This window comes from Leclercia sp. UBA5076 (genome assembly GCF_002416465.1).
GTDB lineage: Bacteria > Pseudomonadota > Gammaproteobacteria > Enterobacterales > Enterobacteriaceae > Enterobacter.
On sequence record NZ_DIAO01000008.1, the window covers coordinates 186035 to 211791 of the forward strand.

Here is a 25757-nt window from a genome sequence, read left to right on the forward strand (position 1 = left end):
AAGAGGGGATTTTTCTTTGAAGCAAACGAACCTTACATCATGCAAAAGAAATCAATTTATGTGGCCTATACCGGCGGTACCATCGGTATGCAGCGTTCGGAAAATGGCTACATCCCGGTATCTGGCCATCTGCAGCGCCAGCTGGCATTAATGCCTGAATTCCATCGCCCGGAGATGCCGGACTTCACCATTCACGAATATGATCCGCTGATGGACTCATCCGACATGACCCCGGAAGACTGGCAGCACATCGCCGACGACATTAAAGCGCATTACGACGACTACGACGGCTTTGTGATCCTGCACGGCACCGACACCATGGCGTTTACCGCCTCGGCGCTCTCCTTCATGCTGGAAAACCTCAGCAAGCCGGTGATCGTCACCGGATCGCAGATCCCGCTGGCGGAGTTGCGTTCCGACGGGCAGATCAACCTGCTTAATTCCCTCTACGTGGCGGCCAATTTCCCGATCAACGAAGTGAGCCTGTTCTTCAATAACCGGCTCTACCGCGGAAACCGCACCACCAAGGCCCACGCCGACGGCTTTGATGCTTTTGCCTCACCGAACCTCACGCCACTGCTGGAAGCGGGTATTCATATTCGCCGCCTCGGTACGCCTCCGGCGCCGCACACCTCCGGCGAGCTGGTGGTCCATCCGATCACCCCGCAGCCCATTGGCGTGGTGACGATCTACCCCGGTATCTCCGCCGAGGTGGTGCGTAACTTCCTCCGTCAGCCGGTGAAAGCGCTGATCCTGCGCTCCTACGGCGTGGGTAACGCCCCGCAGAACGGCGAGTTCCTGAAAGAACTTCAGGAGGCGAGCAGCCGTGGGATTGTGGTGGTGAACCTGACCCAGTGTATGTCCGGTAAAGTAAATATGGGCGGCTACGCCACCGGTAACGCCCTGGCGCAAGCGGGGGTAGTGAGCGGATTCGATATGACGGTCGAGGCCACGCTGACTAAACTTCACTACTTACTCAGTCAGGATCTGGATGTGCAGGCGATCCGCACCGCGATGATGCAAAACCTGCGTGGCGAACTGACGCCAGACGAATAAGGAGTTCCTATGAAGCAACGAGCCCTGTTACTGGTCGATTTACAGAATGATTTTTGCGCGGGCGGCGCGCTGGCGGTGGCCGAAGGCGACAGTACGGTAGACGTCGCCAACGAATTGATTGCGTGGTGTAAGGCGCGCGGTGAAGCGGTGGTTGCCAGCCAGGACTGGCACCCGGCGGATCACGGCAGTTTTGCCAGCCAGCATGACGTTGAGCCCTTTACCGAGGGCGAACTGGACGGCCTGCCGCAGACCTTCTGGCCCGATCACTGCGTGCAGCATACCGAAGGCGCAGAGCTGCATCCCCTGCTTAACAGCAAAGCCATTGACGCGGTGTTCCAGAAGGGTGAAAACCCTGACATCGACAGCTACAGCGCCTTTTTCGACAATGGGCACCGGCAAAAAACGGGGCTGGATCAGTGGCTGCGCCATCACGAAATTGTGGAGCTGATTGTGATGGGGCTGGCGACGGACTACTGCGTAAAATTTACCGTGCTGGACGCGTTGCAGTTGGGCTACCGGGTGAACGTCATTACCGACGGTTGTCGTGGGGTGAATATTCAGCGCCAGGATAGCGCCCAGGCGTTTATGGATATGGCGGCGGAAGGTGCGACGCTGTATACGCTGGCGGACTGGCAGGAGACGCAGGCCTGATAGCCTTGTGCCGGGTGGCGGCTACGCCTTACCCGGCCTACAAAACCCTCAGGCCCGTGCAAGCGCCAGCGCCGCCGGGCAAAACCCCGCCAACCGTAGGCCCGTGCAAGCGCAGCGCCGCCGGGCAAAACCCCGCCAACCGTAGGCCCGTGCAAGCGCAGCGCCGCCGGGCAAAACCCGCCATCCGTCGGCACGTGCAAGCGCAGCGCCACCGGGCATAATTCTCATTAAGTCTCATAAAGTGAACTGCCTCGCACTCTCAGCGAGACGGCAATGTTATTCTTTTTTGGCACTTTTTTCGCCACGCCCTTACGTGGCGTGCTTTTTTTACCGTCAAAATTGAAGAGGAATTGCTATGAAACGTTTGCCCTTGCTGGCAGCTTTACCCCTGCTCTGCGCATCCATTGCTTCCGCCAGTTCGCTGATGTCCGTCGGCTATTTTAACGGTGGCGGCGACGTCACTGCCGGGCCGGGCGGGGATATCAATAAACTCGATGTTCGCCAGATCACCCACCTGAACTACTCCTTTGGTCTGATCTATAACGACGAGAAAGACGAAACCAATCCGGCGTTAAAAGACCCGGCCAGACTGCATCAAATCTGGTTATCTCCTAAGGTTGAAGCCGATCTGGCTTTGCTCCCTGTCCTGCGTAAACAGAACCCTGCCCTTAAGGTGCTCCTCTCTGTTGGCGGCTGGGGGGCTCGTGGCTTCTCGGGCGCGGCATCCACCCCGGAGACCCGCGCAGTGTTTATCCGCTCCGCACGGGCGATCGTAGAGAAATATGGCCTCGACGGGATCGATCTCGACTGGGAGTTTCCGGTTAACGGCGCATGGGGGCTGGTCGCCAGCAAGCCAGAAGACCGGGCTAACTTTACCGCCCTGCTGAAAGAGCTGCGTAGCGCGTTCGGGGATAAAAAACTGGTGACCATCGCGGTGGGCGCCAACGCCGAGAGCCCAAAAAGCTGGGTGGATGTGAAGGCAGTGGCGCCCCTGCTCGATTACATCAACCTGATGACCTACGACATGGCGTATGGCACCCAGTATTTTAACGCCAACCTCTATGACTCCAGCGCCTGGCCGACCGTTGCCGCCGCGGATAAATATAGCGTCGACTTTGTGGTGAACAACTATCTGGCCGCCGGGCTGAAGCCACAGCAGATGAATCTCGGTATCGGCTTCTATGGTCGCGTGCCGAAACGTGCCGTCGAGCCAGGTATCGACTGGAGCAAACCGGACGCGCAGAAAAATCCCGCGACCCAGCCCTACTTCAGCGCACAGCAGATCGCCCTGTTCAAATCACTGGGCTACGATCTGACCAAAGACACCTACGTGAAATACAACGACATTGTGAAGACGTTTTTAAACGATCCGCAGAAACGGTTTACCGAACAGTGGGACGATGAGGCGAAAGTGCCGTGGCTGTCGGTGAAGTCCGATAACGGCAATCCGCTGTTTGCCCTGTCGTATGAAAACCCGCGCTCGGTGGCGATCAAAGCCGAGTACATCAAAGAGAAAGGTCTGGCCGGAGCGATGTTCTGGGAGTACGGCGCGGATGATAACAACCAGCTGGCGAAGCAGCTGGCCGAGTCGCTGGGGATAAAACACCCGTAACGTTAAACAGGCCCGGTGAGCCATTCACCGGGCTGCAATGGTTCTGATTACTGGACCTTCAGCGTCGCAATCGGCTTCGGTGCAATACCAAAATCTTCCTTCAGCTGCTGTTTGCTTTTCATCACCATCTGGCCCTGGGTGTCGATGGTCATATGCTGCGCTTCGGTGTTATTGCGCGCCTGCCAGAGCATCACCAGCTGCAGGCAATTCTCTTTCTGCTCCGGGGTCAGGGCCACGCCATCGGCCCATTTGCCAAGCTCTACCGCCGTGACCAGACGCTGATACACTTCCGGCGTCATGCCATTGATCATCTCTTCAATATTCATGTTAAATCGGGCTCCGAAGGAATAATTTGCTGAATCGATTTTTCAGCCTTTCGTCTGGTCGCCATTCTCGTCGTCGGTGAAGCTTAAGGAGGCGGAATTGACGCAAAAACGCTCGCCTGTCGGCTGTGGGCCATCCGGGAAGACGTGACCGAGATGGGCGTCACAGTTTCCGCAGCGGATCTCGATGCGCTCCATACCATGGCTGAGGTCCTTCAGATAGTGAATAGCCTCTTCACTGACCGGTTCATAGAAGCTTGGCCAGCCACAGCCAGAATCGTATTTACTCTGGGAGCTAAACAGCGCAGCGTCACAGACCAGGCAGTGGTAAACACCATCCCTTTTGTTATGCAGCAGACGCCCGGTGAATGGCGGTTCCGTCCCGTGATTTTGCGTCACGTAGAACTGCATTTCGGTGAGGTTTTTTTTCAGTTCATCGGAGTTATGTTGATTCGACATAGGCTTACATCTCGCAGTTGAAACAGACAACTTTTACAGCCGATTCTAACAAAACATTAACACTGAAGTATGAACTTTTGATCTAAACTTACTCGTTGCGCAGAAGCGGTCAGACAAATGTGATCTACTCCACGTTTTTATGTGGGCAGCCCTTTAAAATTCCGTGCGCAGGCCCCATATGGGTGCAAGCTCCAAGGGAATGTGAGGTAGGTCAATCGAGCAAAGCTAATGCTAAGGATTGATTTGTCGCAATGATTGACACGATTCCGCTTGACGCTGCGTAAGGTTTTTGTAATTTTACACGCAACCTTTTATTCACTAACAAATAGCTGGTGGAATATATGACTATCAAAGTAGGTATCAACGGTTTTGGCCGTATCGGCCGTATTGTTTTCCGTGCTGCGCAGGAACGTTCTGACATCGAAATCGTTGGCATCAACGATCTGTTAGACGCTGAGTACATGGCATACATGCTGAAGTACGACTCAACTCACGGTCGTTTCAACGGCACCGTTGAAGTGAAAGACGGCCACCTGGTTGTTAATGGCAAAACCATCCGTGTTACTGCTGAAAAAGACCCAGCTAACCTGAAATGGAACGAAATCGGTGTTGACGTTGTTGCTGAAGCAACCGGTATCTTCCTGACCGACGAAACTGCGCGTAAGCACATCACCGCTGGCGCGAAAAAAGTTGTTCTGACCGGTCCTTCCAAAGACAACACCCCAATGTTCGTTCGTGGTGCTAACTTCGAAACTTACGCTGGCCAGGACATCGTTTCTAACGCATCCTGCACCACCAACTGCCTGGCACCGCTGGCAAAAGTTATCAACGACAACTTCGGCATCGTCGAAGGTCTGATGACTACTGTTCACGCAACCACCGCGACTCAGAAAACCGTTGACGGCCCGTCTCACAAAGACTGGCGCGGCGGCCGCGGCGCAGCTCAGAACATCATCCCATCTTCTACCGGCGCAGCTAAAGCTGTAGGTAAAGTTCTGCCAGAACTGAACGGCAAACTGACTGGTATGGCGTTCCGCGTTCCAACTCCAAACGTATCTGTTGTTGACCTGACCGTTCGTCTGGAAAAAGCAGCAAGCTACGAAGAAATCAAGAAAGCAATCAAAGCGGCTTCTGAAGGCCCAATGAAAGGCGTTCTGGGTTACACCGAAGACGACGTTGTTTCTACCGATTTCAACGGCGAAGTTTGCACTTCCGTGTTCGATGCTAAAGCAGGTATCGCACTGAACGACAACTTCGTGAAACTGGTTTCCTGGTACGACAACGAAACCGGCTACTCTAACAAAGTTCTGGACCTGATCGCTCACATCTCCAAATAAGTGAGATGAGAAATTGATCCAAAAAGGCGACCCTGGTCGCCTTTTTTTTGCTTTAAAGACAGAGGATTGCGTAATGATTAAAACAATTTTTGCACTTCCGGTAGTCGAACAGCTTACCCCTGTGCTTTCCCGCCGTCAGATTGACGATGTTGAAGTGATCGTAGTTGACCATCCGCAGGTTCAGGCTTCTGTTGCCCTGCACGGCGCGCACCTGCTCTCCTGGCAGCCGGAAGGTGAAATGGAAGCGCTGTGGCTAAGCGATAACACCTCTTTCAAAAAAGGGGCCGCTATTCGCGGCGGCGTACCAATCTGCTGGCCGTGGTTTGGCCCGGCGGCGCAGGAGGGTCTGCCGTCGCACGGTTTTGCCCGCAACCTGCCGTGGACGCTGAAAGCCCACAACGAAGATGAGTCCGGCGTGGTGTTAACCTTTGAGCTGCAAAGCGATGATGAAACGCGCAAACTCTGGCCGCACGACTTCACTCTCTATGCCCGCTTTAAGCTGGGTAAAACCTGCGAGATCGAACTGGAAGCGCACGGTGAATTTGAAACCACTTCCGCCCTGCACACTTACTTCAACGTCGGCGATATCGCTGCCGTCACCGTGAACGGCCTTGGCGATACCTTTATCGACAAAGTGGATAATGCGAAAGAAGGCCGACTGACCGACGGCGCGCAAACCTTCCCGGATCGTACCGACCGCGTCTATCTGAACCCGGAAGCGTGCAGCGTTATCGAAGATACCTCCCTGAACCGCGCCATTGAAGTAATTCATCACCACCACAGCAACGTGGTTGGCTGGAACCCTGGCCCGGCGCTGTCAGTCAGCATGGGCGATATGCCGGATGACGGTTATAAAACCTTTGTCTGCGTAGAGACCGCCTGCGTCAGCGAACCGCAAAAAGCGACGGAAGAGAAACCGACCCGTCTGGGACAAACCATTCACATTGTGAAGCGTTAATGCCCTGCCCTTGCCCTCTCCATGCTGAGAGGGCATGACGCACACTTCACACCACGTCTAATGCCGTTTTGTTTTTCGGCGCCGGGAAGGCGGCATCCAGCTTCTGTAACGCCTCTGCTGAGAGGGTAATGCCCAGCGCGCCCGCGTTCTCTTCCACATGCATGATTGATGACGCCTTCGGGATCGCCATCACCCCAGGGTGACCGATCACCCACGCCAGCAGCACCTGGGCCGCCGTGGCGTTGTACTCTCTGGCAATCGCATTGACCACCGGGTGATTCATCAGCCCGGCGCGCAGTCGCCCGGCCTGCGCCAGCGGGCAATAGGCCATCACCGGCATCTGCTGTTGCTGGCACCAGGGCAACAGATCATATTCGATACCGCGTGAGGCCAGATGGTAGAGCACCTGATCGGTGGCACAGGCCTGCCCGCCCGGCACCTGTCCCAGCTCCTGCATATCCGCATAATCAAGGTTCGAGACGCCCCAGCGGCCAATTTTGCCCTGCTGTTGCAGCGTCTCCATCAGTTCGACAGTCTCTGCCAGAGAATAATTTCCCCGCCAGTGCAGCAGATAGAGGTCAATATGATCGGTGCCCAGACGGCGCAGGCTGGCTTCGCAGGCGGCAATCCCTTTTTTGCCACCGGCATTCCACGGGTAGACTTTGGAGACCAGAAAGACCTTATCGCGCAGGCCTTTAATCGCCTCGCCAACCACCTCTTCCGCGCCGCCCTCGGCATACATCTCCGCGGTATCGATCAGGGTCAGCCCCCGCTCAATGCCTGCCCGTAAGGCATCGCTCTCCTGGCGGCGCCGGCTTGCCTTTTCACCCATATACCAGGTGCCCTGACCGATGGCCGGAAGCACCCTGTTGTCGCCAAAGTTGACGGTTTTTTCGCTCATAATACGCTCCTGTTTGTCTGCACCACCCTAAAACAAACGGGGCCCGAGGGCCCCGTTATGATGCACAAATTGCGCAGTACAAATGCACAATCAGAAACTGTAGGTCACACCCACCGACATCAGACCGGTCCACGATTTATCAACCATCGGGCTGTCTTTCACCTCATCGCTGAGACGGGTATAGCGGCCGGTACCGTAGACGTTCCAGTCCGTGGCGAATTTATAGCTGGCCGTCAGCTCCAGGTACGGTTGCCAGCTGTCGTCTGCATCGTAGCTGCGCAGGCCGCTGCGTCGTGCTTCGTTACGGGAAACGCCATAATAGTAGTCGTTGTAGTTGTCGCTGTTGTATTCCAGACCGATGCCCGGGGTGAGCGTCAGCCCGCCGTTGGTGTAACGGTACAACCACGCCAGATCCCAGATATAACCGTTACTGTTGTCGAGCGTGTCGCCAGCCAGGGCGGTGCGCAGGAAACCGTACTGCGTGTTATGTACCCATGAAATCCCCGCCATCATGGTGCTTTTACGCTTGTCCAGCTGGCGCAGCTGACGGTTGTCACTGTCGCCAGGCTTGAAGTGCGTCGGGTCGTAATAAGCCATGATGGAGAGTTTGTCGGTCTGGTCGTTCCACAGATAGTAGCCACCGCCCAGCCCACGGAACCAGAAGTTATCGCCTTCATAGGTGATAACCGGAACCGGGTAGAAATCACGATCGTACTGTTTATAAGGGCTATTGATTACGCCGACACCAGCACCAATTGACCACTGATTCTCCGCGTATGCTGTACTTACTGAGGTGGCAACGATAATCCCCAGTGCCAGAAGTTTGAGTTTGGTCACAATCCATTCTTTCCTGTAGTCAAATAATCAGCGAGTGAAGTGTAACCGTCATCTCCCCCATTGCTCAAAATTTTTTGTCTGCTAATCAATTTGATTAACAGAATATTTTGTTTGCGGCAGATGACGAAACGCTGTCACGCGCATTACCGTTCAGTGAAATAAGTGTGTTTGACGTTTAAGATTTGGCTATTTTTTTGGATGAGTTATTGATATGTCATTGAAATTAGTTTTGGCATACATGCAAGTTTTGCAAATGCCATCTACGCTTAATTTTAAGAAGCTGAATACCTGATCACCCCGCAGTTTCAGCCGCCCGACCTGGCACACGGGTTGCTGCTCTGGCAGTGAGGTGCAACGGATCCCGCTTCCGGGAGCCTCTACTATTCATATGAACGGCTCTTTTCCTGTGCTAAAAAACGAAAGGACGGCATGCCATGAATATATTCGATCACTATCGCCAGCGTTATGAAGCTGCCAAGGACGAAGAGTTCACACTGCAGGAGTTTCTTACCATCTGCCGGCAAGATCGCAGTGCTTATGCCAATGCGGCGGAACGACTATTGATGGCTATCGGTGAGCCAAATATGGTTGATACCGCCCAGGAGCCACGGCTTTCCCGTCTGTTTTCGAATCGGGTCGTCGCCCGATATCCTGCGTTTGAAGAATTTTACGGCATGGAAGATGCCATCGAGCAGATTGTCTCTTATCTGAAACATGCTGCTCAGGGTCTGGAAGAGAAGAAACAGATTTTGTATCTGTTGGGTCCCGTTGGCGGCGGTAAATCCTCGCTGGCCGAGCGGCTGAAATCGTTGATGCAGCGCGTACCTATCTACGTCCTGAGCGCCAACGGTGAACGTAGCCCGGTGAACGACCATCCGCTGTGCCTGTTTAACCCGCAGGAAGATGCGCAGATACTGGATAAAGAGTACGGCATCCCTCGCCGCTATCTCGGGACGATCATGTCGCCGTGGGCAGCGAAGCGCCTGCACGAATTTGGCGGTGATATCACCAAATTCCGCGTGGTGAAAGTATGGCCATCCATTCTGGAGCAGATTGCGATTGCCAAAACTGAACCGGGTGATGAGAACAACCAGGATATCTCTGCTCTGGTCGGTAAAGTGGATATCCGTAAACTGGAAAACCACGCGCAAAACGATCCTGACGCATACGGCTATTCCGGTGCGCTGTGCCGCGCCAACCAGGGGATTATGGAATTCGTCGAGATGTTTAAAGCGCCGATTAAGGTGCTGCATCCACTGTTGACGGCAACCCAGGAAGGTAACTACAACGGGACGGAAGGTATTTCCGCCCTGCCGTTTAACGGCATTATCCTGGCGCACTCCAACGAATCTGAATGGGTTCAGTTCAGAAACAATAAAAACAACGAGGCGTTCCTTGACCGTGTTTACATTGTCAAAGTGCCTTACTGCCTGCGGATCTCCGAAGAGATCAAGATTTACGAAAAACTGCTTAACCACAGTGAGCTGGTTCATGCCCCTTGCGCCCCGGGAACCCTGGAGACGCTGTCGCGCTTCTCAATCCTGTCGCGCCTGAAAGAGCCAGAAAACTCCAGCATTTACTCGAAAATGCGTGTTTACGACGGTGAAAGCCTGAAAGATACCGACCCGAAAGCGAAATCCTATCAGGAGTATCGTGACTACGCCGGTGTCGATGAAGGGATGAACGGTCTCTCCACGCGTTTCGCGTTCAAAATCCTCTCCCGTGTGTTCAACTTTGACCACACCGAAGTGGCCGCTAACCCGGTACACCTCTTCTACGTGCTGGAGCAGCAGATTGAACGTGAACAGTTCCCGCAGGAACAGGCTGAACGTTACCTGGAGTTCCTGAAAGGCTATCTGATCCCGAAATATGCCGAGTTTATTGGCAAAGAGATCCAGACCGCCTATCTGGAATCTTACTCCGAGTATGGACAGAACATTTTTGACCGCTACGTCACCTATGCCGATTTCTGGATCCAGGATCAGGAGTATCGCGACCCGGATACCGGCCAGCTCTTTGACCGCGAGTCACTGAATGCGGAACTGGAAAAAATCGAGAAGCCTGCCGGGATCAGTAACCCGAAAGACTTCCGTAACGAGATCGTCAACTTCGTGCTGCGCGCCAGAGCGAACTTCAGCGGACGGAATCCAAACTGGACCAGCTACGAAAAACTGCGCACCGTTATTGAGAAGAAAATGTTCTCCAATACCGAGGAGCTGTTGCCGGTCATTTCGTTCAATGCCAAAACCTCAACCGAAGAGCAGAAAAAGCACGACGATTTTGTCGACCGCATGATGGAGAAAGGTTACACCCGCAAACAGGTTCGCCTGCTCTGCGAATGGTACCTGCGCGTGCGTAAGTCATCTTAACAGCCCAAAAAGCCCGGCGGCGTGTGGTTTGCCGGGCCTACAACAATGTTCCGTAGGCCGGATAAGCGTCAGCGCTGTCCGGCACTTACGGGCACTGAAAGTTGGCAAATGCAGTACGGGGGGCATATGACCTGGTTTATTGACCGGCGTCTTAACGGCAAAAACAAGAGCACGGTGAATCGCCAGCGCTTCTTGCGTCGTTATAAAGCGCAAATCAAACAGTCGATCTCCGAGGCCATTAACAAGCGTTCGGTGACCGACGTAGACAGTGGGGAGTCCGTCTCTATCCCGACGGATGATATTAGCGAACCGATGTTCCATCAGGGGCGCGGTGGTTTGCGCCATCGCGTTCATCCCGGTAATGACCATTTTGTCCAGAATGACCGTATTGAACGTCCACAGGGGGGCGGCGGTGGCGGCGGCAGTGGTCAGGGCCAGGCCAGCCAGGACGGTGAAGGTCAGGACGAATTTGTGTTTCAGATCTCCAAGGATGAGTACCTGGATCTGCTGTTTGAGGATTTGGCCCTGCCGAATCTGAAGAAGAACCAGCATCGTCAGTTGAACGAATACAAAACCCACCGGGCCGGTTTTACCGCCAACGGCGTGCCGGCAAATATCAGCGTGGTGCGTTCGCTGCAGAACTCACTGGCGCGCCGTACCGCCATGACCGCGGGCAAACGGCGTGAACTGCGCGAGCTGGAAGCAAGCCTGGATATTGTGGCGAAAAGCGAGCCAGCGCAGCTGCTGGAAGAGGAGCGTTTACGCAAAGAGATCGCCGAACTGCGCGCCAAAATCGAGCGCGTGCCGTTTATCGACACCTTTGACCTGCGTTACAAGAACTATGAAAAGCGTCCTGAGCCTTCAAGCCAGGCGGTGATGTTCTGCCTGATGGACGTTTCCGGCTCGATGGATCAGGCTACCAAAGATATGGCCAAGCGCTTTTATATTCTGCTCTATCTCTTCCTGAGCCGAACCTATAAGAACGTGGAAGTGGTCTATATTCGCCATCACACCCAGGCCAAGGAGGTGGATGAGCATGAGTTCTTCTACTCACAGGAGACGGGGGGGACTATCGTTTCCAGTGCCCTGAAGTTGATGGATGAGGTGGTGAAGGAGCGTTACGACCCGGCGCAGTGGAACATCTATGCTGCTCAGGCGTCGGACGGTGATAACTGGGCAGACGATTCGCCGCTGTGCCATGAAATTCTGGCGAAAAAACTGCTGCCGGTTGTGCGTTACTACAGCTATATCGAGATCACCCGCCGCGCTCACCAGACGCTGTGGCGTGAGTATGAACATCTGCAAAGCACGTTTGATAACTTCGCGATGCAGCACATTCGCGACCAGGACGATATCTATCCGGTATTCAGAGAGCTTTTCCATAAGCAATCTGCCACCAGCAACAGTTAACGCCACCGCCGGTCATTGACCGGCGGTTTTACGTTAGCTTTCTGTCAGAACGTAACGTTCATTTTTGCCCACACGGTCCGACCCGGTTCATTGACCGGCGTGTCGGAGGAGTAGCCAAAGCTGCTGTTCCCCGCCAGGTTAAGATGCTCGCTGTAGTTTTTGTCCAGCAGGTTATCGACCCCACTGCTCAGCTTCAGGTAGTTATTCACCTTCCATGCCGCGTTGGCGGAGAGAATGGCAAAGCCAGCGCTCTGATCGAAATCTTTGCCGACCACGTTACCTTCATTCATCGCCACCCGATGCTGCGGGCTCACCATGCGCAGCAGGCCGGTTGAACTCCAGTCGCCCTGCTCCCACGTGAGGCCAAGACGCGCCTCCAGCGGCGGCATTTGCGGCAGCGGCTGGTGGTCGTCCGTGTTCTCCCCCCAGGAGTAGTTAAGGGTAGCGTCGGTTTTCCACTGATCGCTCAGCTGCCAGGAGGCGCCCATCTCCCCACCCATAATGGTGGCATCCACGTTGTCGGCCTGGCTGACGTGGGAATCGTCAGGATCGTAGCTAAACAGAATAAAGTCGTTGATGCGCCCGACATAGGCGGAGATCCACCCGGTGGTACGCTCGCCTTTATACTGGGCGCCGACGTCAAGCTGGGTGGTTTGCTCTGGTTTGAGATTATCAAAGACATCCGAGGTGCCGTCCGGGCCATAGGTGGGCGAAAACAGCTCCCAGTAATCGGGGAATCGTTCGGTATAACCGAGCCCGGCGTAGACCATCGCCGGTGCCGTGCCCAGATTATGCTCCACGCGCAGGAAGCCCGCCGGAAGGGTATCCTCGCGGCTGTCGCTGCCGATGCTGGTATAGTTATCCACTTCGACCTTATCCAGACGCGCGCCGCCAATCACTTTACTCAGATCGGTCGCATTCCACGTCAGCTCGCCGAACGCGCCGTAATCGTGAAAACGTGCATCCTCCTGCCAGCCTTTGTCCTCATCATCTTCATTGCTGCGATGGGTGTTGGTCTGCATATCCAGCCCGCTTTGCAGCTGGAAATCTGACCATAGCCAGGTCCCCACCATCCTGCCGCCGACGGTGCGACGATCGACCTGTTTTTCCATCGGCATCGACATATCCATCGATCCCATCGGCATGCCGTTCATGGAGCCGGAATCCGGGGTGCCGGAGGAGCGCATGGAGTAGTTGTCCATGATGTGGTTGGCGTAGTTGTAATAGGCGCTCATCTCCAGGGAATCGAAAATGTCGCCGATATTCTCTTTCTTAAAGCGCAGGCCCAGGCTTTCGCGCTTGAACTGGGATCCGTCCATGCCGCGCCCGGCATAGCTTGCGTCGCCATCCCCCTGACCGGCGGTGAGTTCCAGTAACGTATCCGCATCCGGTGTCCAGCCGATGGCCAGATCGGTGTTCCACTTGTCCCATTTCGAGGCCACACGATCGCCGTTACCGTCTTTGTAGTCGCCCGCTTTCGATTTATTGCCGTTGAGGCGTACATAGCCCGTGTCGTTACCGAAGCTGACATTGGCATTTTCATCGAAGCGGTCATTCGAAGCGGCGAGAAAGCTGGCGTCGCCCTTGATGCCGGCGCTGTCAAAACGGGGCGGTTCACGTTCGAAGCGCACCGTTCCGGCGGAGTTTCCCGGCCCCCAGAGCACGGTTTCCGGCCCTTTGGTGACCGTCAGCAGATCGTAGCTTTCCGGCGAGATGTATGAGCTTGGCGCATCCATTCGCGACGGACAGGCGCCGAGCATTTCACTGTCGTTGGTTAGCAGGCGCAGACGCGAACCAAACATGCCGCGAAATACCGGATCGCCATTACTGCCGCCATTACGGATCTGGCTAAAGCCGGGGATGGTTTTAAGGTAATCCGAGCCGTCGCTGGCCGGCACCGGCTGGCGCGGGGTTTTGGGCGACGTGACCACTTCAAGTGGAGAAAGAACCGGTGCCGTCACGGTGATCACATCCTGATCGTTCACCGGTGCTGTGCTGATAGTCCCCGCGGCAAGCGCTGCGCCGGAAAAGGCGGTGAGCAGCGCCAGAGCCAGAGGATGGGGGGGAAACGTAAATTTTTTCATTGCTGTGCCTGATTGAAGAGTGGCGTGGTGTACCGCTGCGAAACCGAATCCTTTCGATAACGAAAGCGCTTAACGAGCAGGCACATAAACTACGTAAAGTTTGCCGAAGGGGGTAAACCGGAACAACGTTGCGTGAGGAGAATAAGAGCGGTAGAAAAAAGTTGTAAATTGTCATGTTGTTGGTTTTGCTGATACTCAACGCCAGCAGCGAATATTCAAAATAACGCCATTTTTTCCCGGCTGAACCGCCTGTCCGTGGCGTTAACCCGCACCGTCTCTCCGCTTCAGGCAATCGCCCAAATCACACTCTTTTTTGCACAAAACCCTTTTTACCGGCACGCGAGCACGTAAAGTAAGCAGGCTTACTTTTCTATTTTGGCAAGGAATACCCTATGTTTGACCCTACCCTGCTCATTCTTCTGGGCCTGGCCGCGCTGGGCTTTATCAGCCATAACACCACGGTCGCAATATCAATTCTGGTTCTGATCATCGTTCGCGTGACGCCGCTTAGCGGTTTTTTCCCGTGGATTGAAAAACAGGGGCTGACCGTGGGGATCATCATCCTGACCATCGGGGTGATGGCCCCCATCGCCAGCGGCACATTACCGGCTTCCACGCTTATCCATGCCTTTATGAACTGGAAATCGTTGATCGCCATTGCCGTGGGGGTATTTGTCTCCTGGCTTGGCGGTCGCGGCGTTACGCTGATGAGCTCCCAGCCCACGCTGGTCGCGGGTCTGCTGGTGGGTACGGTGCTGGGCGTGGCGCTCTTCCGCGGCGTCCCGGTCGGCCCGCTGATCGCCGCCGGGCTGGTGTCGTTGTTTATCGGGAAGTCGTAGCGAGGCTGGCGACATACCGGGCCGGGGTCTGGCCCAGCCCCTTTTTGAACATCGTGATAAACGCCGTGGTGGAGTCATAACCCAGGTTTTGCGCCACCTGCTGCACCGACTGCCCGCTAATGAGCCCCTGCAGGGCGACAATCAGCTGGAGCTGATGCCGCCAGCGGCGAAAGCTGAGCCCGGTTTCGCTGACCACCAGCCGGGCGAGATTGCGCTCACTCATCGCAAAATGGCGCGCCCACTGGTGCAGCGTCTGCCAGGCGGCAGGCGATTCGGCCATGGTGTCACTCATCAGGCGGATTTTGGGATGCGTGGATACCGGAAGCTGCAACTGCTCCTGTGGCTGTCGGGGCAGCTCATCAAACAGCACCTGCACCAGCCGCCGGGTGGCAGGCTCCTGCTCAGCGGGGCTGCGCTCCGCCAGGGTCAGGATCAACTCCCGCACCAGAGGTGAGATTTTCAGGGTGCAGCAGCGGTCCGGCATCGATACCGCGCCGGGTTCAATAAACAAAAAGCAGAGGCGGGCGCTGGGCGTGGCCTTATTGCTGTGCGGCAGCAGGCCGGGGATCCAGACGGCGAACTGCGGGGGCACCATCCACATGGCATTTTCCACCTCGCAGGTAATGGCTCCGTGCAGGGCGAGAATCAGCTGGCCTTTGCGGTGCTGGTGGAACGGAATGCGCTGCTCGTCTTCCACCACGCGTACATGAAACGCCACCGCAGGATCGTGCTGGCTGTCGGGATCGTATCCCGCAAGGCCGAGTCCAGGCATCATTTTGTCCGATATTAGCGATAATCTGTCATTTTAGCTTGATTTCAACCACGGTGAAAATGCGTATCCTGTAGCCTCATTTCGACGTAAGAGATTCCCATGACCCTTGCCCTTTCTGCTACCGGCAAACAGCGAGCGCTGTTGATTGCCGGGATCCTGATGATTGCCACCTCACTGCGGGTGACCTTTACCGGTGCAGCGCCGCTGCTGGATGCTATTCGTACAGATTATGCCCTGACCACCGCCCAGACCGGACTGCTTACCACCCTTCCCCTGCTGGCCTTTGCGCTGATTTCGCCGCTGGCGGCCGGCCTCGCCCGGCGCATCGGGATGGAGCGCAGCCTCTTTATCGCCCTGCTGCTGATCATCGCCGGGATTGCCCTGCGTTCGCTTCCCTCTTCGGCATTGCTGTTTGGCGGCACCGCCATCATTGGCTGCGGTATTGCGCTGGGCAACGTCCTGCTGCCGGGGCTGATCAAACGCGATTTCCCCGGCCAGGTGGCGAAACTTACCGGGGCGTACTCCCTGACCATGGGAGCTGCCGCCGCGCTGGGCTCGGCGCTGGTGGTGCCGGTTGCCCTGAGCGGCGCGGGCTGGCACGGCGCACTGTTAATGCTGATGGTATTTCCTCTGCTGGCCCTGCTGCTGTGGCTGCCGCAATGGCGTCAGCGCCCTGCCGGCACCCTGAGCGGCGCCCGCGCCCTGCACAGCCGGGGCATCTGGCGTTCCGCACTGGCCTGGCAGGTGACGCTGTTTCTGGGGATTAACTCGCTGATTTACTATGTGATTATTGGCTGGCTTCCGGCGATCCTGCAGAGTCACGGATACAGCGAAACCGAGGCGGGTTCCCTGCACGGGCTGTTACAGCTGGCGACCGCGGCACCGGGAATTGTCGTGCCGCTGATCCTGCTTCGCCTGAAAGATCAGCGCGGTATCGCCGGACTGGCGGCGATGATGTGTGCGGTAAGTGCTGCCGGGCTGTGGTTTATGCCGGCGATGGCGGTGATGTGGACGCTGATTTTTGGCTTTGGCTCCGGTGCGACGATGATCCTCGGCCTGACGTTTATTGGCCTGCGCGCCAGTTCGGCCCATCAGGCGGCAGCCCTTTCCGGGATGGCGCAATCGGTCGGCTATCTGCTTGCCGCCTGTGGCCCGCCGCTGATGGGTAAAATCCATGATGCCAACGGCGACTGGCGGATCCCGCTGCTGGCCTGTGCGCTGGTGTCAGTCATCATGGCCGTGTGCGGGATCCTTGCCGGGCGTGACCGGGAGATCACACCCGGCTAAGCCCTTTATTCAGTAACTCTGTGCCGCGCGAAGCAGCGCCTGCACCAGCGGCGCAGGACGCCCTGCAAGGGCAGCGCGCTCGTGCTGGAACAGCGTCGCCACAAAGAATGGATGGGTGACCAGCTCTACGGCACGGATCTCCCCCTGCGCGTCCCAGCCGGTGACGCGCATATCGCCCTTCTCCAGCTCCTGCGCAAATTCAGGCGAAACGCCATAATTGCAGCGATATTCTTCCTCGATCTCCTCCTGACCATAGGCTTTAGCAATCAGGGTATTAGCGCGTAGTTCAATGGTATCGGCGACCTCCACCAGCGAGCAGGTCAGGGGGGCAATGACCATTCGCCCTGCGGTATCGGTTTCTGCGTGGGCGGCATCCTGCCAGCCAAGAACGTTACGCGCATATTCAATGAGCGCATGCTGGAATCCGCCGCAGGTGCCCAGAAACGGCACGCTGTTCTCCCGGGCATACCGCGCCGCAATGAACGCAGCGTCAGCATTTTTATAGGGACTTGCAGGAACCAGCCAGATCGCGTCGTAGCCGACCAGGTCTTCCGGGCTGGTTAATTCGGTGGTGGCCAGCCAGTCGTAGTCGGCGGTAATGTCCAGCACCGCGGCGGCATCATCAATGGCGAGAGGAATCGCCTGGTGAGCCGGCACGTCATGATTGTAGTCGCCGACCAGCGCAATTCGGAGGGTATCTTTTAGGGCAGAGAGTTCCATACAGTGATCCTTATGCCAGATAAATATCAGATAACATAAGGCGCGTCAGACTACCGATCTTTCGTTGATATCACAACACTTTAAAATAAGTGGGCAAAAGCGGAAAGCCAACCTGTGATACCGTTACGATCGTGACCGCCAGCACCGCGTCACCCGGATTAAGGAGCAAGAGAATGATTCAGTGCAAACGACTGTATGACGAGGCAAGCCAGGACGATGGCTACCGTATCCTGGTGGATAGACTCTGGCCGCGGGGCATGAAAAAGGAGGCGTTAGCGTGCGATGAGTGGTGTAAAACGCTGGCGCCTTCCAATGGACTGCGCAAGGACTTTCACAGTGAGACCATCGATTTCGCCAGCTTCAGCAAACATTATCGTCAGGAGCTGGCCTTGCAGGAAGATGAGGGGCGGCGCATTGCCCGTCTGGCCGACAACCAGCCCGTGACGCTGCTCTACGGCGCGAAAGACCGGGAGCAAAATCACGCGCTGGTGTTAGCCGACTGGCTGCGTAAGCTGTAATTCAGTCCAGCATCAGCGCGTCGAGAGTTTCAGGCGCCTCTTCAGGAGTGAGCGGCATCAGGTGTTCCGGGCGAACAAAGGCAAAACCGTGCTGGTTATCCACCGACCAGACATCACCGGTCACCAGCCACAGGGGACGTTCTGCCCCTCGCGGCAGCTCGGTCACCACGCCGTTGACCGGGTTTAAAAAACGCTGCCCCGGCTGACAGAGGCTAAACAGCTCCACAGATTTACCAATATTGCGACGACCTGCTGGCGTGCGGGCGCCGATAACCATCGCCAGGCTGCCCGGATTTAACTGGAACATACTTCCTCGTGCTGGATACTGAGAGTTTAAGAATTATCTTAGCAAAGTTTATCCCAGCCGGTCTGCCCTGTCACCAGGGGAGGCGGTTAATCTTTCTCCATGATTTCTTCATTCTGCCAACATCTTTCCTCGCTATAGTGCCATCGTTCTCGCAAAGACCAGAGAACATCATTCCGTAATCAAGCTGTTATTTTCCCCGGCCCTGCGCCGGGGCTTTTTCCTGCCAGAATGTGCCCTTCCTCGCCTGAATATATGAAATGTTGTTAATTCATGTTTTACTATCCGCCGTCAATCTTTGAGCAAATCAGACAGGTACAGAGATCATCTGTAAGGGGAGTTGAGCAGCGTCATGTCGGATATTATTCTTGCCCGTGTTTCAGAAACGCTCAGCACTGAGCAATCACTTGAGGGCCTGGTGCGTCAGCTGCTCGAAATGCTTGAGATAGTGACGGACATGGAGTCCACCTACCTTACCAAAATTGATATCAACGCCCGTCTGCAGCATATTCTCTACGCCAGAAACAGCAAACAGATGCAAATCCCGGAAGGGCTCAGCGTTCCCTGGGGCGACACGCTGTGCAAACGGGCGATCGATTCCGACTGCTTCTATAGCGATAACGTCCCCGAACGCTTTGCAGACTGCGACGCGGCAAAAGCGCTGGGTATCACCACCTACGTGAGCATACCGGTTCATCTGACGGATGGTTCGCTCTATGGCACCCTCTGCGCCACCAGCACCCATAAACAACCGTTGAGCGAACGCGGCGAGCAGGTCTTAAAGCTCTTCGCCGGGCTCATCGCCCAGTACATTGAGAAAGAGTCGCTTGTCCGGCAGTTGCGTGAAGCTAACGCCGCCCTGATTACCTGGTCCTATACCGATGCCCTGACCGGGCTGCCTAACCGTCGCGCGATTTTTGAAAATCTCACCACCCTCTTCTCGCTGGCGCGTCATCTGAACCGCAACGCCATTATCGCCTATATCGATCTGGATAATTTCAAACTTATTAACGATCGCTTTGGCCATGAGGCTGGCGATCGGTTCCTGGTGGAAGTGGGTAAACGGTTGAATGAAGGACGCGACGAGGATGATATCGTCGGCAGGCTGGGTGGCGACGAGTTCCTGGTGGCCTGCCTGAGTCATGATAGCGAAAGCGGCGAGCAGACGTCGCTGACGGTGCTGAAGAGACAGCTGAGCGCACAGATCGCCGGGGAGTACTGGCTGGGGGATGTGCATCTGGTCTACCCGGGCGCCAGCCTGGGGGTGATTGAGGTGGATCCTGCCAGACTGGATGCAGATAGCGCACTGCGGGTAGCCGACGCCGCCATGTACAGCGATAAAAAAGGGAAACGGAAAACGCCCTTTCTCAATATCGATTAACCCCGTACACTCGACGGGTTTTGTATTTCAGGACAGGTGATAGCATGCGGCTTGGTATTCTGTTCCCGATCGTGATTTTTATCACGGCGGTGGTGTTTTTAACGTGGTTTTTTATCGGCGGCTACGCTGCGCCTGGGGGATAAATGAGAAAAACGACGATTATTATGCTGATTGTCGCCATTGTGGCCGTGGCCGGAAGCCAGTTAGGCTGGTGGTGAATCGCGAAAAAAGACCGCCTATTGGCGGTCTTTTTTCTGAAGTGTGTCGGGTTAGCTTCTTACCTTACGGTAAATAAACAGCACCACCAGCGCACCAATTACTGCAACCATAAAGCTGCCGAAGTTAAAGCCATCGACTCTGCCGAATCCGAACAGGGTACTGATCCAGCCACCCACTACGGCACCGATGATGCCCAGAATGACCGTAACGATGAACCCACCGCCATCTTTGCCCGGCATGATCCACTTCGCCAGAATACCTGCAATAAGCCCAAAGATAATCCAGGATATGATTCCCATAACTGCTTTCCTCTCTGTATGGTTTTTGTCGTCAAATCAAGTACACAGAAAGCTTAGCACAGGATTCAGAAATGCAAGTTTGTGATAGCCATCACGTGAAGATTTTAAGATTAAGTCCACAAACGGCGTCCCACACAAAAGATGGGGTTGTAATCGTTAATGAGAAACATTATCTTTCTCAATACTGAATAGTTGAGCAAATCACTCAGGTATTCAGTACGACATTGCTCACATTGCTTCCAGTATTACTTGCCCACGTTTCGTGGGCTTTTTTTTGCCTGTTATCCTGCGATTTGACGTTCTGGGATTTGCGATTACGCTTATTAGCACAATCCCAGTACAGCCATAATGGTATTGATAACATGAATGTTTCCAGCAGATTCGTGATTTGTATTAACCTTGTTTGTGCCAGTTCCTTGTTGCTTATACTTTCGGACAAATTTAACTGGTTTTAATGTGAGCAGGCCCGGCATCCGTCGGGTTTCATCTTTTAATCATCCCCTTCGATTAAAAAACCTGCCCGACGTATCGCCTCTTTACAGTCGGTGACGCCTGCCGCGTATCCGGCCTCGATATCGCACACCGGGCTGGCGCTGACATAAGGGAGCTTCACTTCGGTTGCGAGAAGCTGCTTCAGGCGGGCGTTCTCCTGACGGATAGTCAGAAGTTCGGCGGCAAGCTCTGCTGGTGTTGCCGCCAAGAGTTCACCTGCGGCAATGCGGCGAAGCGCTGTCTCATCAAGCATTATTCCTCCTGCGTAACCATAAAAAACGGGCACCCATCGGCTTCCTACCAAGCACTATTTCCAGAAAATCTCTCAATCATCCAGTCGATGAATATTCTCAATCGGCCATTTAACGGCTTTGTTGGCGGGAAAATAATAGAGACAGGAAATTGTCTGTGCGTCAGGTCTTCAAGAACAGGAACAAGTTCACCCGATGCTATAAAGCGACGGCTTACGGAAGCATGTGTTTGCCCTATGCCCATGCCGTGGACAAGCATACTTATCAGCGCGGCACTATCATTCGCGGCGATATCAAATGCTGCCAACTGTTTTTCGCCTCCCCTGCTCATGAAACGCAGAGGCCAGGCCTCACCGGTTGCAGCACTGAAATAGCCGACGATTTTATGTCCATTTTCAAGGTCAGTCAGTTTTTTGGGAACGCCATACTGTTTCAGGTAGCCGGGGCTTGCACAGGTGATTAAGCGATCTTTATACAGCGTTCGCGCAATCAGAGAAGAATCCGTCAGCTCACCTGCGCGAATGGCGCAGTCTACACCTTCCTCTATGAGATTAACCGGGCGATCGCCCACCCCAAGCGCCAGCTGTATATGGGGATAGCGTTCACGAAACTCTTCGAGTACCGGCATCAGGACAAAATTCGCCAGCGAGGAGTGAAGATCAATGCGCAGCCTTCCTTTCGCGGCGGCGCCCATATCCCGAATGGCGCCTTCGGTTTCATCGAGTTTAGTGACGAGCTTACTGATCCTTCTGTAATACTCGGCACCCTCAGTCGTTAAGGTGACAGTACGTGTCGTGCGCTGTATCAGCTTAGTGCCTATATGTTCCTCTAATAATTTGAGATTCTTACTGACAGTGGAGCGCGGCAAATCCAGGTGTGCTGCGGCCTTTGTGAAAGAGCGCGTCTCTACGATGCGCTGGAATATACGTATAGCTAACAGATGATCCATGTCTCTATTTTAAAGTATGCCATCTGATTGTGCACACATATGGAAACTGAAGTCGTAAATCGGGGGCTTATCCGTGTGGCAACTCCAGCTATCCTGCGGTCATGAAATTTGCCGAAGGAGAGTAAAACCATGACTGACGTTACTGCAAAACAACAGGCGTTGCTGGAAGCCCGATACGGTGTTGAGCAACCCAAACCAGACAACATTATCTGGACGCCGCAGGTCGAAGCCCTGCTGGGCCATAAATCTGTCAGGACATTTTTGCCTGAACCTCTCCCGGATGGGGCAATTGAGACCATGGTCGCTGCGGCGCAATCAGCCTCAAACTCCTCTGCCCTGAATCAGTGGAGCCTGGTAGCCGTTACGGACCCGGCGCTTAAACAGCGTATTTCAGATACCGTAGCACGTTCAGTGCCCGTGGACCGTATCCCGTGGATTGAGGAAGCACCCGCCCTGCTCCTCTGGGTAGCAGATCTGTCGCGAGGTGCAGGAATAACAAAAGATGCCGGTAAAGAGCCTGTTGTGCTCGACTACCTCGACTCTTTCCTGATGGCATCGATTGATGCCGCGCTTGCCGCCCAGAACGCTGCCGTTGCAGCGGAATCCATAGGCTTAGGAATAGTCTATCTCGGGGTGATGCGTAATATTGCCAAAGAGGTGGCAAATATCATCAACCTGCCTGAGTACAGCTTTGTCACGTTTGGCATGGCAACCGGGTGGCCCGATAGAGCCAGAACCAGCAGCATTCGCCCGCGACCGGCTCAGCCAATGGTACTCCATTACAATCACTACCAACAGGATCGCTATCGCTCGTACCTTGAAGGCTATGAAAATGCATATCAGGCATTTCGTCGTCGCCAGAATATGCGCGACAAAACCTGGGCCGGCTCCGTCGTTGATTCCGCGACCAGCCTGGATTATCTCGGCGGGCGAATCAATTTACGCGAAACGGTCATGCAGCGCGGTTTCAAATTAAAATAACCGGGATTTAGCCCGGGGTCTCTTCAGATCCGCTCATCAAACGCCCATAAAAAACGGGAGCCATCAGGCTCCCGTTCGCATACAACCGAAATCCGGATTACATGTTTTCGATGATCGCGTCACCAAACTCTGAGCATTTCAGCAGTTTAGCGCCTTCCATCAGACGTTCGAAGTCATAGGTCACGGTCTTGTTGTTGATCGCGCCTTCCATACCTTTAACGATCAGGTCTGCGGCTTCGAACCATTCCATATGACGCAGCAGTAGTTCCATGAACCAATTGTAACCAATTGTTTTATAATGGATTTATAATAAAAAATCAATTTCTATGCCTTCTTGGTATGCTTTATAACTTCTTGTTTTTGCATTAGTGGCATAGAGTTTTGATAACTCTATTTTGCATATAATAGATCAAGATCCTCTTAAGTTATTAGTATGATAAGTAACTTAAACAAACCTTGTTAAGTCCGTACTGTATCAAGCGCTAGGGGATAAAGATCATAGGATACGGCCGTTTTTTTTCGCGCAGTATGTATGCTGGAGTTATAAATTGGTTAAATGTCTGGACATTACCAATTGATGGTTCAGGTTTTTTATTTTCGAATGAAAAAAAAGCCCTTCAGGGCTTTTTCTCGTTTAAGGCTGGTTGTCCGTTAGTAAAACTCTCAATACCTAATCCAGATGGATCATCCGTTGGTAATAACTTATCAACCAATCCCTTTGCTATAGAATTAGCAGAGGCACTTAAACTTGGGTTCATTATTGCTAATAAACCTACAACACAAGCTGTTGCAATTGCACCACCTAAAACGCCCATTACTGAGCCACCAATTAGTTTTAACAGAGCTAATAAATTACTTACCCACCACGCTGGTTTGGTTTGGTTAACAGCCCAAGCCTCTGTTTTTTCTGCCCATTCTTCACGCGCTTTGCTTTCCGCAGACAGCACGCGTTGCGTCAATGCCTCAACTTCAATTTTATGAACATTTTCGAGAGCAGTAATTGCCCCTTGATGGTTCAATTCGATTTCAGGCATAGCGTTACTAACTGCCTGCATCTCTATCTCCTTGATAATGAGATCGGCTCTGTTTCTGTAGTTATCGAGCCACCGAGGATCGTTCACAACACTGTCGTGCCATTCTTGCAACTTCGCAGGAACCAATGCTTCTCCAAACTCATCATGAAAGAACACCGCCCGTTCGTCTTTATGGGATTTATAAATTGCATATGCTATCAATTGGGGGACATCTGTTCTGTTCTGAACCAGCTCCCTGAATACATATTTCTTATCCTGTCCTGTCATAATCAATCCATAAAAAAACGCCCCAATCGGGGCGTTTAATGAAAATTGTTATTGTGCTACTTTCTTAGAGCTAGAGGTTGTATAAGCAACAACATTTTTGCCATGATCAGCAGAATCCAACTGTCGATCAAAGTCATGAATCGTTATATCAATCTCATAACCTTTATGGACATGTGTTACATAATGATTCTGGTGAAATGCTCTATAACCTGCGCTTACGCCAGCTCCATACCCGCAGCTTGGATCAGTATTATTTGAGCTGTAATGCACTTCAAATTCATATTGTTCATTCAGATTCACAATTGGCACGTCCATCACAGTAAGATTTGGTTCGTCACTGCCATGCGTAACGAGATTAACTTTTCTTTCATGAATCTGTTTCAGCGCGGATTTCGCCATATCGTGGATTTCATCAGGTTCAAAACCTGGAATGAAGTAGTGGTTTTTCATAGTTACTCCCCCCGACATTTCCCTCATTTTACACGTTTGGCAACCGTTTGTGCAAATAATCCACATATAAATTGGCCCATCACAACCACTAAGGATCGGAAGCAACCGGTCCTGCACCAACCTGTTGACCACTACAATACAATAAAGTCGGATACCGTTTCGAGTATTCTGGTGCCGATGCCTTCACCACAGACGATTTGCTGCTTAATCCGCGGTGCAACATAATCAGCGTTAAACTACGAAACTGATTTTATAATTTCAGAAAATTCATTTAATTATCGTAAAATCAGTTAGTTGCAAAAGAACAGTAATGGACAATATCGGGCAATGTTGGTCAATTCCTCGCCCCAAAATACGCCCCTAAATGATTTTTGCCCCCAATTTCGCCCCCAAAACACACCACTTCTTACACCGGAATGTCATCAGCGTCTGTACTGTTGATGAAGAACGTCACGCGCCCCAGAACTTCCACTTCCTCTGCGGCCTCCCCCTCAATCGCTTCGCCATCATCCGTGATTAATGCCCTTCCCCTGAGTTTCGCAAACTGCGTTCGACCGCCAATGAGGATCAGCAGAGTCTGCCCCTGCACTAAACGAGTAACTGGCTCGATCAGTGCGAACCCGGATGATGTTTCAAGAATGCGCGTATCGATGCCTACGCCACAGATCAGTTCCGGTGTCATCCGCTGGGAGGTGTAATCAGCCGCTGGAGATGGAAAGCCCATTACAGACCTCCGTTCGGGTTATAGAGCATAAAGGTGCGCGCCTGGCCCTCACTGGTTGAGATATCTTTAAAGGTGGAAACGTGGCTCTCGATCCAGTCGTTCGCCTCTTTAAGCGTCCACTCCCAGTTAACCGCCACCAGCTGCGCAACAAAGTCCTGCGTCGAAACCGTCTGGCGGCCGTTTGGTTCCCGTTTGATGGCTTCGCGAAAAGCCCCTTCAATATCGATTCTGCGTGGCATAACCCCTCCTTATTATTTTTACTGTGTTTATATA

At 53.8% G+C, this 25757-nt stretch carries 30 protein-coding genes and 1 pseudogene; 15 read left to right on the forward strand and 16 right to left on the reverse strand.

Going from position 1 to position 25757, the window contains the following annotated elements; genetic code table 11:
- Positions 1–39 precede the first annotated feature (39 nt).
- The 3 genes from ansA (at position 40) to B3X29_RS08290 (ending at position 3319) form a co-directional block, all read left to right on the forward strand.
- A complete protein-coding gene (gene ansA, locus B3X29_RS08280; protein WP_103179260.1) occupies positions 40–1056 on the forward strand; it encodes an asparaginase in 1017 nt (338 codons plus the stop codon).
- Positions 1057–1065: 9 nt separating this feature from the next.
- Positions 1066–1707, forward strand: coding sequence for a bifunctional nicotinamidase/pyrazinamidase (pncA, locus tag B3X29_RS08285; protein WP_103179259.1), 642 nt, complete (start codon positions 1066–1068; stop codon positions 1705–1707).
- A 355-nt stretch (positions 1708–2062) separates the two neighbouring features.
- Positions 2063–3319 (forward strand): glycoside hydrolase family 18 protein, encoded by a 1257-nt coding sequence (locus B3X29_RS08290; RefSeq protein WP_159339090.1) that lies wholly within the window; start codon positions 2063–2065, stop codon positions 3317–3319.
- 47 nt (positions 3320–3366) lie between these two features.
- On the opposite strand, the gene B3X29_RS08295 is transcribed toward B3X29_RS08290, so the two are convergent.
- The gene (locus B3X29_RS08295) at positions 3367–3645 is read right to left on the reverse strand and encodes a YeaC family protein (protein ID WP_103179257.1); all 279 of its coding nucleotides are present in this window, start codon (positions 3643–3645) and stop codon (positions 3367–3369) included.
- 42 nt (positions 3646–3687) lie between these two features.
- Positions 3688–4101, reverse strand: coding sequence for a peptide-methionine (R)-S-oxide reductase MsrB (gene msrB, locus B3X29_RS08300; RefSeq protein ID WP_159339091.1), 414 nt, complete (start codon positions 4099–4101; stop codon positions 3688–3690).
- 341 nt (positions 4102–4442) lie between these two features.
- Between msrB and gapA the strand changes: the two genes are divergently transcribed.
- Positions 4443–5438, forward strand: a complete 996-nt coding sequence (gene gapA / locus B3X29_RS08305; protein WP_103179255.1) for a glyceraldehyde-3-phosphate dehydrogenase — start codon at positions 4443–4445, stop codon at positions 5436–5438.
- Positions 5439–5511: 73 nt separating this feature from the next.
- Complete coding sequence (locus tag B3X29_RS08310) at positions 5512–6396, forward strand: D-hexose-6-phosphate mutarotase (protein WP_103179254.1); 885 nt, start codon at positions 5512–5514, stop codon at positions 6394–6396.
- 46 nt (positions 6397–6442) lie between these two features.
- On the opposite strand, the gene B3X29_RS08315 is transcribed toward B3X29_RS08310, so the two are convergent.
- The gene (locus tag B3X29_RS08315) at positions 6443–7297 is read right to left on the reverse strand and encodes an aldo/keto reductase (protein WP_159339092.1); all 855 of its coding nucleotides are present in this window, start codon (positions 7295–7297) and stop codon (positions 6443–6445) included.
- Between the two features lie 90 nt (positions 7298–7387).
- A complete protein-coding gene (locus B3X29_RS08320) occupies positions 7388–8134 on the reverse strand; it encodes a MipA/OmpV family protein (RefSeq protein WP_156654338.1) in 747 nt (248 codons plus the stop codon).
- Between the two features lie 434 nt (positions 8135–8568).
- On the opposite strand from B3X29_RS08320, the gene yeaG reads away from it, so the two are divergent.
- Both yeaG and B3X29_RS08330 read left to right on the forward strand, forming a co-directional pair.
- On the forward strand, positions 8569–10503 hold the full coding sequence (gene yeaG, locus B3X29_RS08325; RefSeq protein ID WP_159339093.1) for a protein kinase YeaG: 1935 nt from the start codon (positions 8569–8571) through the stop codon (positions 10501–10503).
- 126 nt (positions 10504–10629) lie between these two features.
- Positions 10630–11913 carry a YeaH/YhbH family protein gene (locus B3X29_RS08330; RefSeq protein ID WP_103823926.1) on the forward strand — a complete coding sequence of 428 codons (1284 nt, stop codon included), beginning with the start codon at positions 10630–10632 and terminating at the stop codon, positions 11911–11913.
- Positions 11914–11957: 44 nt separating this feature from the next.
- Here B3X29_RS08330 and B3X29_RS08335 read toward each other — a convergent pair whose 3' ends face one another.
- Positions 11958–13997 (reverse strand): TonB-dependent copper receptor, encoded by a 2040-nt coding sequence (locus tag B3X29_RS08335; protein ID WP_263950938.1) that lies wholly within the window; start codon positions 13995–13997, stop codon positions 11958–11960.
- 392 nt (positions 13998–14389) lie between these two features.
- On the opposite strand from B3X29_RS08335, the gene B3X29_RS08340 reads away from it, so the two are divergent.
- Entirely contained in the window at positions 14390–14836 is a 447-nt protein-coding gene (locus B3X29_RS08340) for a DUF441 domain-containing protein (RefSeq protein WP_103179249.1), read from the forward strand.
- On the opposite strand, the gene B3X29_RS08345 is transcribed toward B3X29_RS08340, so the two are convergent.
- Positions 14820–15611 (reverse strand): AraC family transcriptional regulator, encoded by a 792-nt coding sequence (locus tag B3X29_RS08345; RefSeq protein WP_103179248.1) that lies wholly within the window; start codon positions 15609–15611, stop codon positions 14820–14822. The two genes, B3X29_RS08340 and B3X29_RS08345, sit on opposite strands and share 17 nt — an antisense overlap.
- Positions 15612–15707: 96 nt before the next feature.
- On the opposite strand from B3X29_RS08345, the gene B3X29_RS08350 reads away from it, so the two are divergent.
- Entirely contained in the window at positions 15708–16895 is a 1188-nt protein-coding gene (locus tag B3X29_RS08350; protein ID WP_159339095.1) for a CynX/NimT family MFS transporter, read from the forward strand.
- A gap of 9 nt (positions 16896–16904) precedes the next feature.
- Here the strand turns inward: B3X29_RS08350 and B3X29_RS08355 are convergent, their stop codons facing one another.
- Positions 16905–17615: a CTP synthase C-terminal region-related (seleno)protein gene (locus tag B3X29_RS08355; protein ID WP_103179246.1), complete on the reverse strand. Its 711-nt coding sequence runs from the start codon at positions 17613–17615 to the stop codon at positions 16905–16907.
- Positions 17616–17788: 173 nt separating this feature from the next.
- Between B3X29_RS08355 and B3X29_RS08360 the strand changes: the two genes are divergently transcribed.
- Positions 17789–18133, forward strand: a complete 345-nt coding sequence (locus B3X29_RS08360; protein ID WP_159339097.1) for a DUF488 domain-containing protein — start codon at positions 17789–17791, stop codon at positions 18131–18133.
- Between the two features lies 1 nt (position 18134).
- On the opposite strand, the gene B3X29_RS08365 is transcribed toward B3X29_RS08360, so the two are convergent.
- Positions 18135–18440: a hypothetical protein gene (locus tag B3X29_RS08365; RefSeq protein ID WP_103179244.1), complete on the reverse strand. Its 306-nt coding sequence runs from the start codon at positions 18438–18440 to the stop codon at positions 18135–18137.
- A 349-nt stretch (positions 18441–18789) separates the two neighbouring features.
- Between B3X29_RS08365 and B3X29_RS08370 the strand changes: the two genes are divergently transcribed.
- From B3X29_RS08370 to yoaJ, 3 genes are read left to right on the forward strand one after another with little or no spacing between them, the layout of a single operon-like run.
- Complete coding sequence (locus B3X29_RS08370; RefSeq protein ID WP_103179243.1) at positions 18790–19818, forward strand: sensor domain-containing diguanylate cyclase; 1029 nt, start codon at positions 18790–18792, stop codon at positions 19816–19818.
- Positions 19819–19862: 44 nt separating this feature from the next.
- Positions 19863–19961 carry a YoaK family small membrane protein gene (locus tag B3X29_RS08375; RefSeq protein ID WP_103179242.1) on the forward strand — a complete coding sequence of 33 codons (99 nt, stop codon included), beginning with the start codon at positions 19863–19865 and terminating at the stop codon, positions 19959–19961.
- Positions 19962–20036 (forward strand): protein YoaJ, encoded by a 75-nt coding sequence (gene yoaJ, locus B3X29_RS22575; protein ID WP_073885218.1) that lies wholly within the window; start codon positions 19962–19964, stop codon positions 20034–20036. It begins immediately after the preceding gene.
- A gap of 51 nt (positions 20037–20087) precedes the next feature.
- Here yoaJ and B3X29_RS08380 read toward each other — a convergent pair whose 3' ends face one another.
- On the reverse strand, positions 20088–20336 hold the full coding sequence (locus tag B3X29_RS08380; protein ID WP_032617669.1) for a GlsB/YeaQ/YmgE family stress response membrane protein: 249 nt from the start codon (positions 20334–20336) through the stop codon (positions 20088–20090).
- Positions 20337–20698: 362 nt separating this feature from the next.
- Here B3X29_RS08380 and yncL point away from each other — a divergent pair, with 362 nt between their 5' ends.
- Positions 20699–20791 (forward strand): stress response membrane protein YncL, encoded by a 93-nt coding sequence (gene yncL / locus B3X29_RS22580; protein ID WP_071886459.1) that lies wholly within the window; start codon positions 20699–20701, stop codon positions 20789–20791.
- Between the two features lie 35 nt (positions 20792–20826).
- Here the strand turns inward: yncL and B3X29_RS08385 are convergent, their stop codons facing one another.
- Positions 20827–21081: a hypothetical protein gene (locus B3X29_RS08385; RefSeq protein ID WP_103179241.1), complete on the reverse strand. Its 255-nt coding sequence runs from the start codon at positions 21079–21081 to the stop codon at positions 20827–20829.
- A 44-nt stretch (positions 21082–21125) separates the two neighbouring features.
- The gene (locus tag B3X29_RS08390; RefSeq protein WP_159339098.1) at positions 21126–22028 is read right to left on the reverse strand and encodes a LysR family transcriptional regulator; all 903 of its coding nucleotides are present in this window, start codon (positions 22026–22028) and stop codon (positions 21126–21128) included.
- Positions 22029–22157: 129 nt separating this feature from the next.
- Here B3X29_RS08390 and B3X29_RS08395 point away from each other — a divergent pair, with 129 nt between their 5' ends.
- On the forward strand, positions 22158–23009 hold the full coding sequence (locus B3X29_RS08395; protein WP_159339099.1) for a nitroreductase family protein: 852 nt from the start codon (positions 22158–22160) through the stop codon (positions 23007–23009).
- Positions 23010–23106: 97 nt separating this feature from the next.
- On the opposite strand, the pseudogene B3X29_RS08400 reads toward B3X29_RS08395, so the two are convergent.
- The 5 genes and pseudogenes from B3X29_RS08400 to B3X29_RS08420 form a co-directional block, all read right to left on the reverse strand.
- A pseudogene (locus tag B3X29_RS08400) lies at positions 23107–23277 on the reverse strand (isocitrate/isopropylmalate family dehydrogenase); the annotation flags it as partial.
- 349 nt (positions 23278–23626) lie between these two features.
- On the reverse strand, positions 23627–24310 hold the full coding sequence (locus tag B3X29_RS08405; RefSeq protein ID WP_290522099.1) for a hypothetical protein: 684 nt from the start codon (positions 24308–24310) through the stop codon (positions 23627–23629).
- 48 nt (positions 24311–24358) lie between these two features.
- On the reverse strand, positions 24359–24760 hold the full coding sequence (locus B3X29_RS08410; protein ID WP_290522101.1) for a hypothetical protein: 402 nt from the start codon (positions 24758–24760) through the stop codon (positions 24359–24361).
- Between the two features lie 406 nt (positions 24761–25166).
- Positions 25167–25484, reverse strand: a complete 318-nt coding sequence (locus B3X29_RS08415; RefSeq protein WP_220316849.1) for a hypothetical protein — start codon at positions 25482–25484, stop codon at positions 25167–25169.
- Positions 25484–25723, reverse strand: a complete 240-nt coding sequence (locus tag B3X29_RS08420; RefSeq protein ID WP_230431227.1) for a DNA polymerase V — start codon at positions 25721–25723, stop codon at positions 25484–25486. Before B3X29_RS08420 ends, B3X29_RS08415 begins: the two co-directional genes overlap by 1 nt.
- Positions 25724–25757 lie beyond the last annotated feature (34 nt).

Coding starts and splice junctions, on each gene's coding strand:
- B3X29_RS08405 (WP_290522099.1), bottom strand. CDS start 24,310: ATGACAGGACAGGATAAGAAATATGTATTCAGGGAGCTGGTTCAGAAC.
- B3X29_RS08345 (WP_103179248.1), bottom strand. CDS start 15,611: ATGATGCCTGGACTCGGCCTTGCGGGATACGATCCCGACAGCCAGCAC.
- B3X29_RS08390 (WP_159339098.1), bottom strand. CDS start 22,028: ATGGATCATCTGTTAGCTATACGTATATTCCAGCGCATCGTAGAGACG.
- yncL (WP_071886459.1), top strand. CDS start 20,699: ATGAATGTTTCCAGCAGATTCGTGATTTGTATTAACCTTGTTTGTGCC.
- B3X29_RS08290 (WP_159339090.1), top strand. CDS start 2,063: ATGAAACGTTTGCCCTTGCTGGCAGCTTTACCCCTGCTCTGCGCATCC.
- gapA (WP_103179255.1), top strand. CDS start 4,443: ATGACTATCAAAGTAGGTATCAACGGTTTTGGCCGTATCGGCCGTATT.
- B3X29_RS08395 (WP_159339099.1), top strand. CDS start 22,158: ATGACTGACGTTACTGCAAAACAACAGGCGTTGCTGGAAGCCCGATAC.
- B3X29_RS08380 (WP_032617669.1), bottom strand. CDS start 20,336: ATGGGAATCATATCCTGGATTATCTTTGGGCTTATTGCAGGTATTCTG.
- B3X29_RS08335 (WP_263950938.1), bottom strand. CDS start 13,997: ATGAAAAAATTTACGTTTCCCCCCCATCCTCTGGCTCTGGCGCTGCTC.
- B3X29_RS08310 (WP_103179254.1), top strand. CDS start 5,512: ATGATTAAAACAATTTTTGCACTTCCGGTAGTCGAACAGCTTACCCCT.
- B3X29_RS08375 (WP_103179242.1), top strand. CDS start 19,863: ATGCGGCTTGGTATTCTGTTCCCGATCGTGATTTTTATCACGGCGGTG.
- B3X29_RS08355 (WP_103179246.1), bottom strand. CDS start 17,615: ATGGAACTCTCTGCCCTAAAAGATACCCTCCGAATTGCGCTGGTCGGC.
- B3X29_RS08330 (WP_103823926.1), top strand. CDS start 10,630: ATGACCTGGTTTATTGACCGGCGTCTTAACGGCAAAAACAAGAGCACG.
- B3X29_RS08410 (WP_290522101.1), bottom strand. CDS start 24,760: ATGAAAAACCACTACTTCATTCCAGGTTTTGAACCTGATGAAATCCAC.
- B3X29_RS08295 (WP_103179257.1), bottom strand. CDS start 3,645: ATGAATATTGAAGAGATGATCAATGGCATGACGCCGGAAGTGTATCAG.
- msrB (WP_159339091.1), bottom strand. CDS start 4,101: ATGTCGAATCAACATAACTCCGATGAACTGAAAAAAAACCTCACCGAA.
- B3X29_RS08370 (WP_103179243.1), top strand. CDS start 18,790: ATGTCGGATATTATTCTTGCCCGTGTTTCAGAAACGCTCAGCACTGAG.
- yeaG (WP_159339093.1), top strand. CDS start 8,569: ATGAATATATTCGATCACTATCGCCAGCGTTATGAAGCTGCCAAGGAC.
- B3X29_RS08340 (WP_103179249.1), top strand. CDS start 14,390: ATGTTTGACCCTACCCTGCTCATTCTTCTGGGCCTGGCCGCGCTGGGC.
- B3X29_RS08350 (WP_159339095.1), top strand. CDS start 15,708: ATGACCCTTGCCCTTTCTGCTACCGGCAAACAGCGAGCGCTGTTGATT.
- ansA (WP_103179260.1), top strand. CDS start 40: ATGCAAAAGAAATCAATTTATGTGGCCTATACCGGCGGTACCATCGGT.
- B3X29_RS08415 (WP_220316849.1), bottom strand. CDS start 25,484: ATGGGCTTTCCATCTCCAGCGGCTGATTACACCTCCCAGCGGATGACA.
- B3X29_RS08385 (WP_103179241.1), bottom strand. CDS start 21,081: ATGCTTGATGAGACAGCGCTTCGCCGCATTGCCGCAGGTGAACTCTTG.
- B3X29_RS08360 (WP_159339097.1), top strand. CDS start 17,789: ATGATTCAGTGCAAACGACTGTATGACGAGGCAAGCCAGGACGATGGC.
- B3X29_RS08420 (WP_230431227.1), bottom strand. CDS start 25,723: ATGCCACGCAGAATCGATATTGAAGGGGCTTTTCGCGAAGCCATCAAA.
- B3X29_RS08365 (WP_103179244.1), bottom strand. CDS start 18,440: ATGTTCCAGTTAAATCCGGGCAGCCTGGCGATGGTTATCGGCGCCCGC.
- pncA (WP_103179259.1), top strand. CDS start 1,066: ATGAAGCAACGAGCCCTGTTACTGGTCGATTTACAGAATGATTTTTGC.
- B3X29_RS08315 (WP_159339092.1), bottom strand. CDS start 7,297: ATGAGCGAAAAAACCGTCAACTTTGGCGACAACAGGGTGCTTCCGGCC.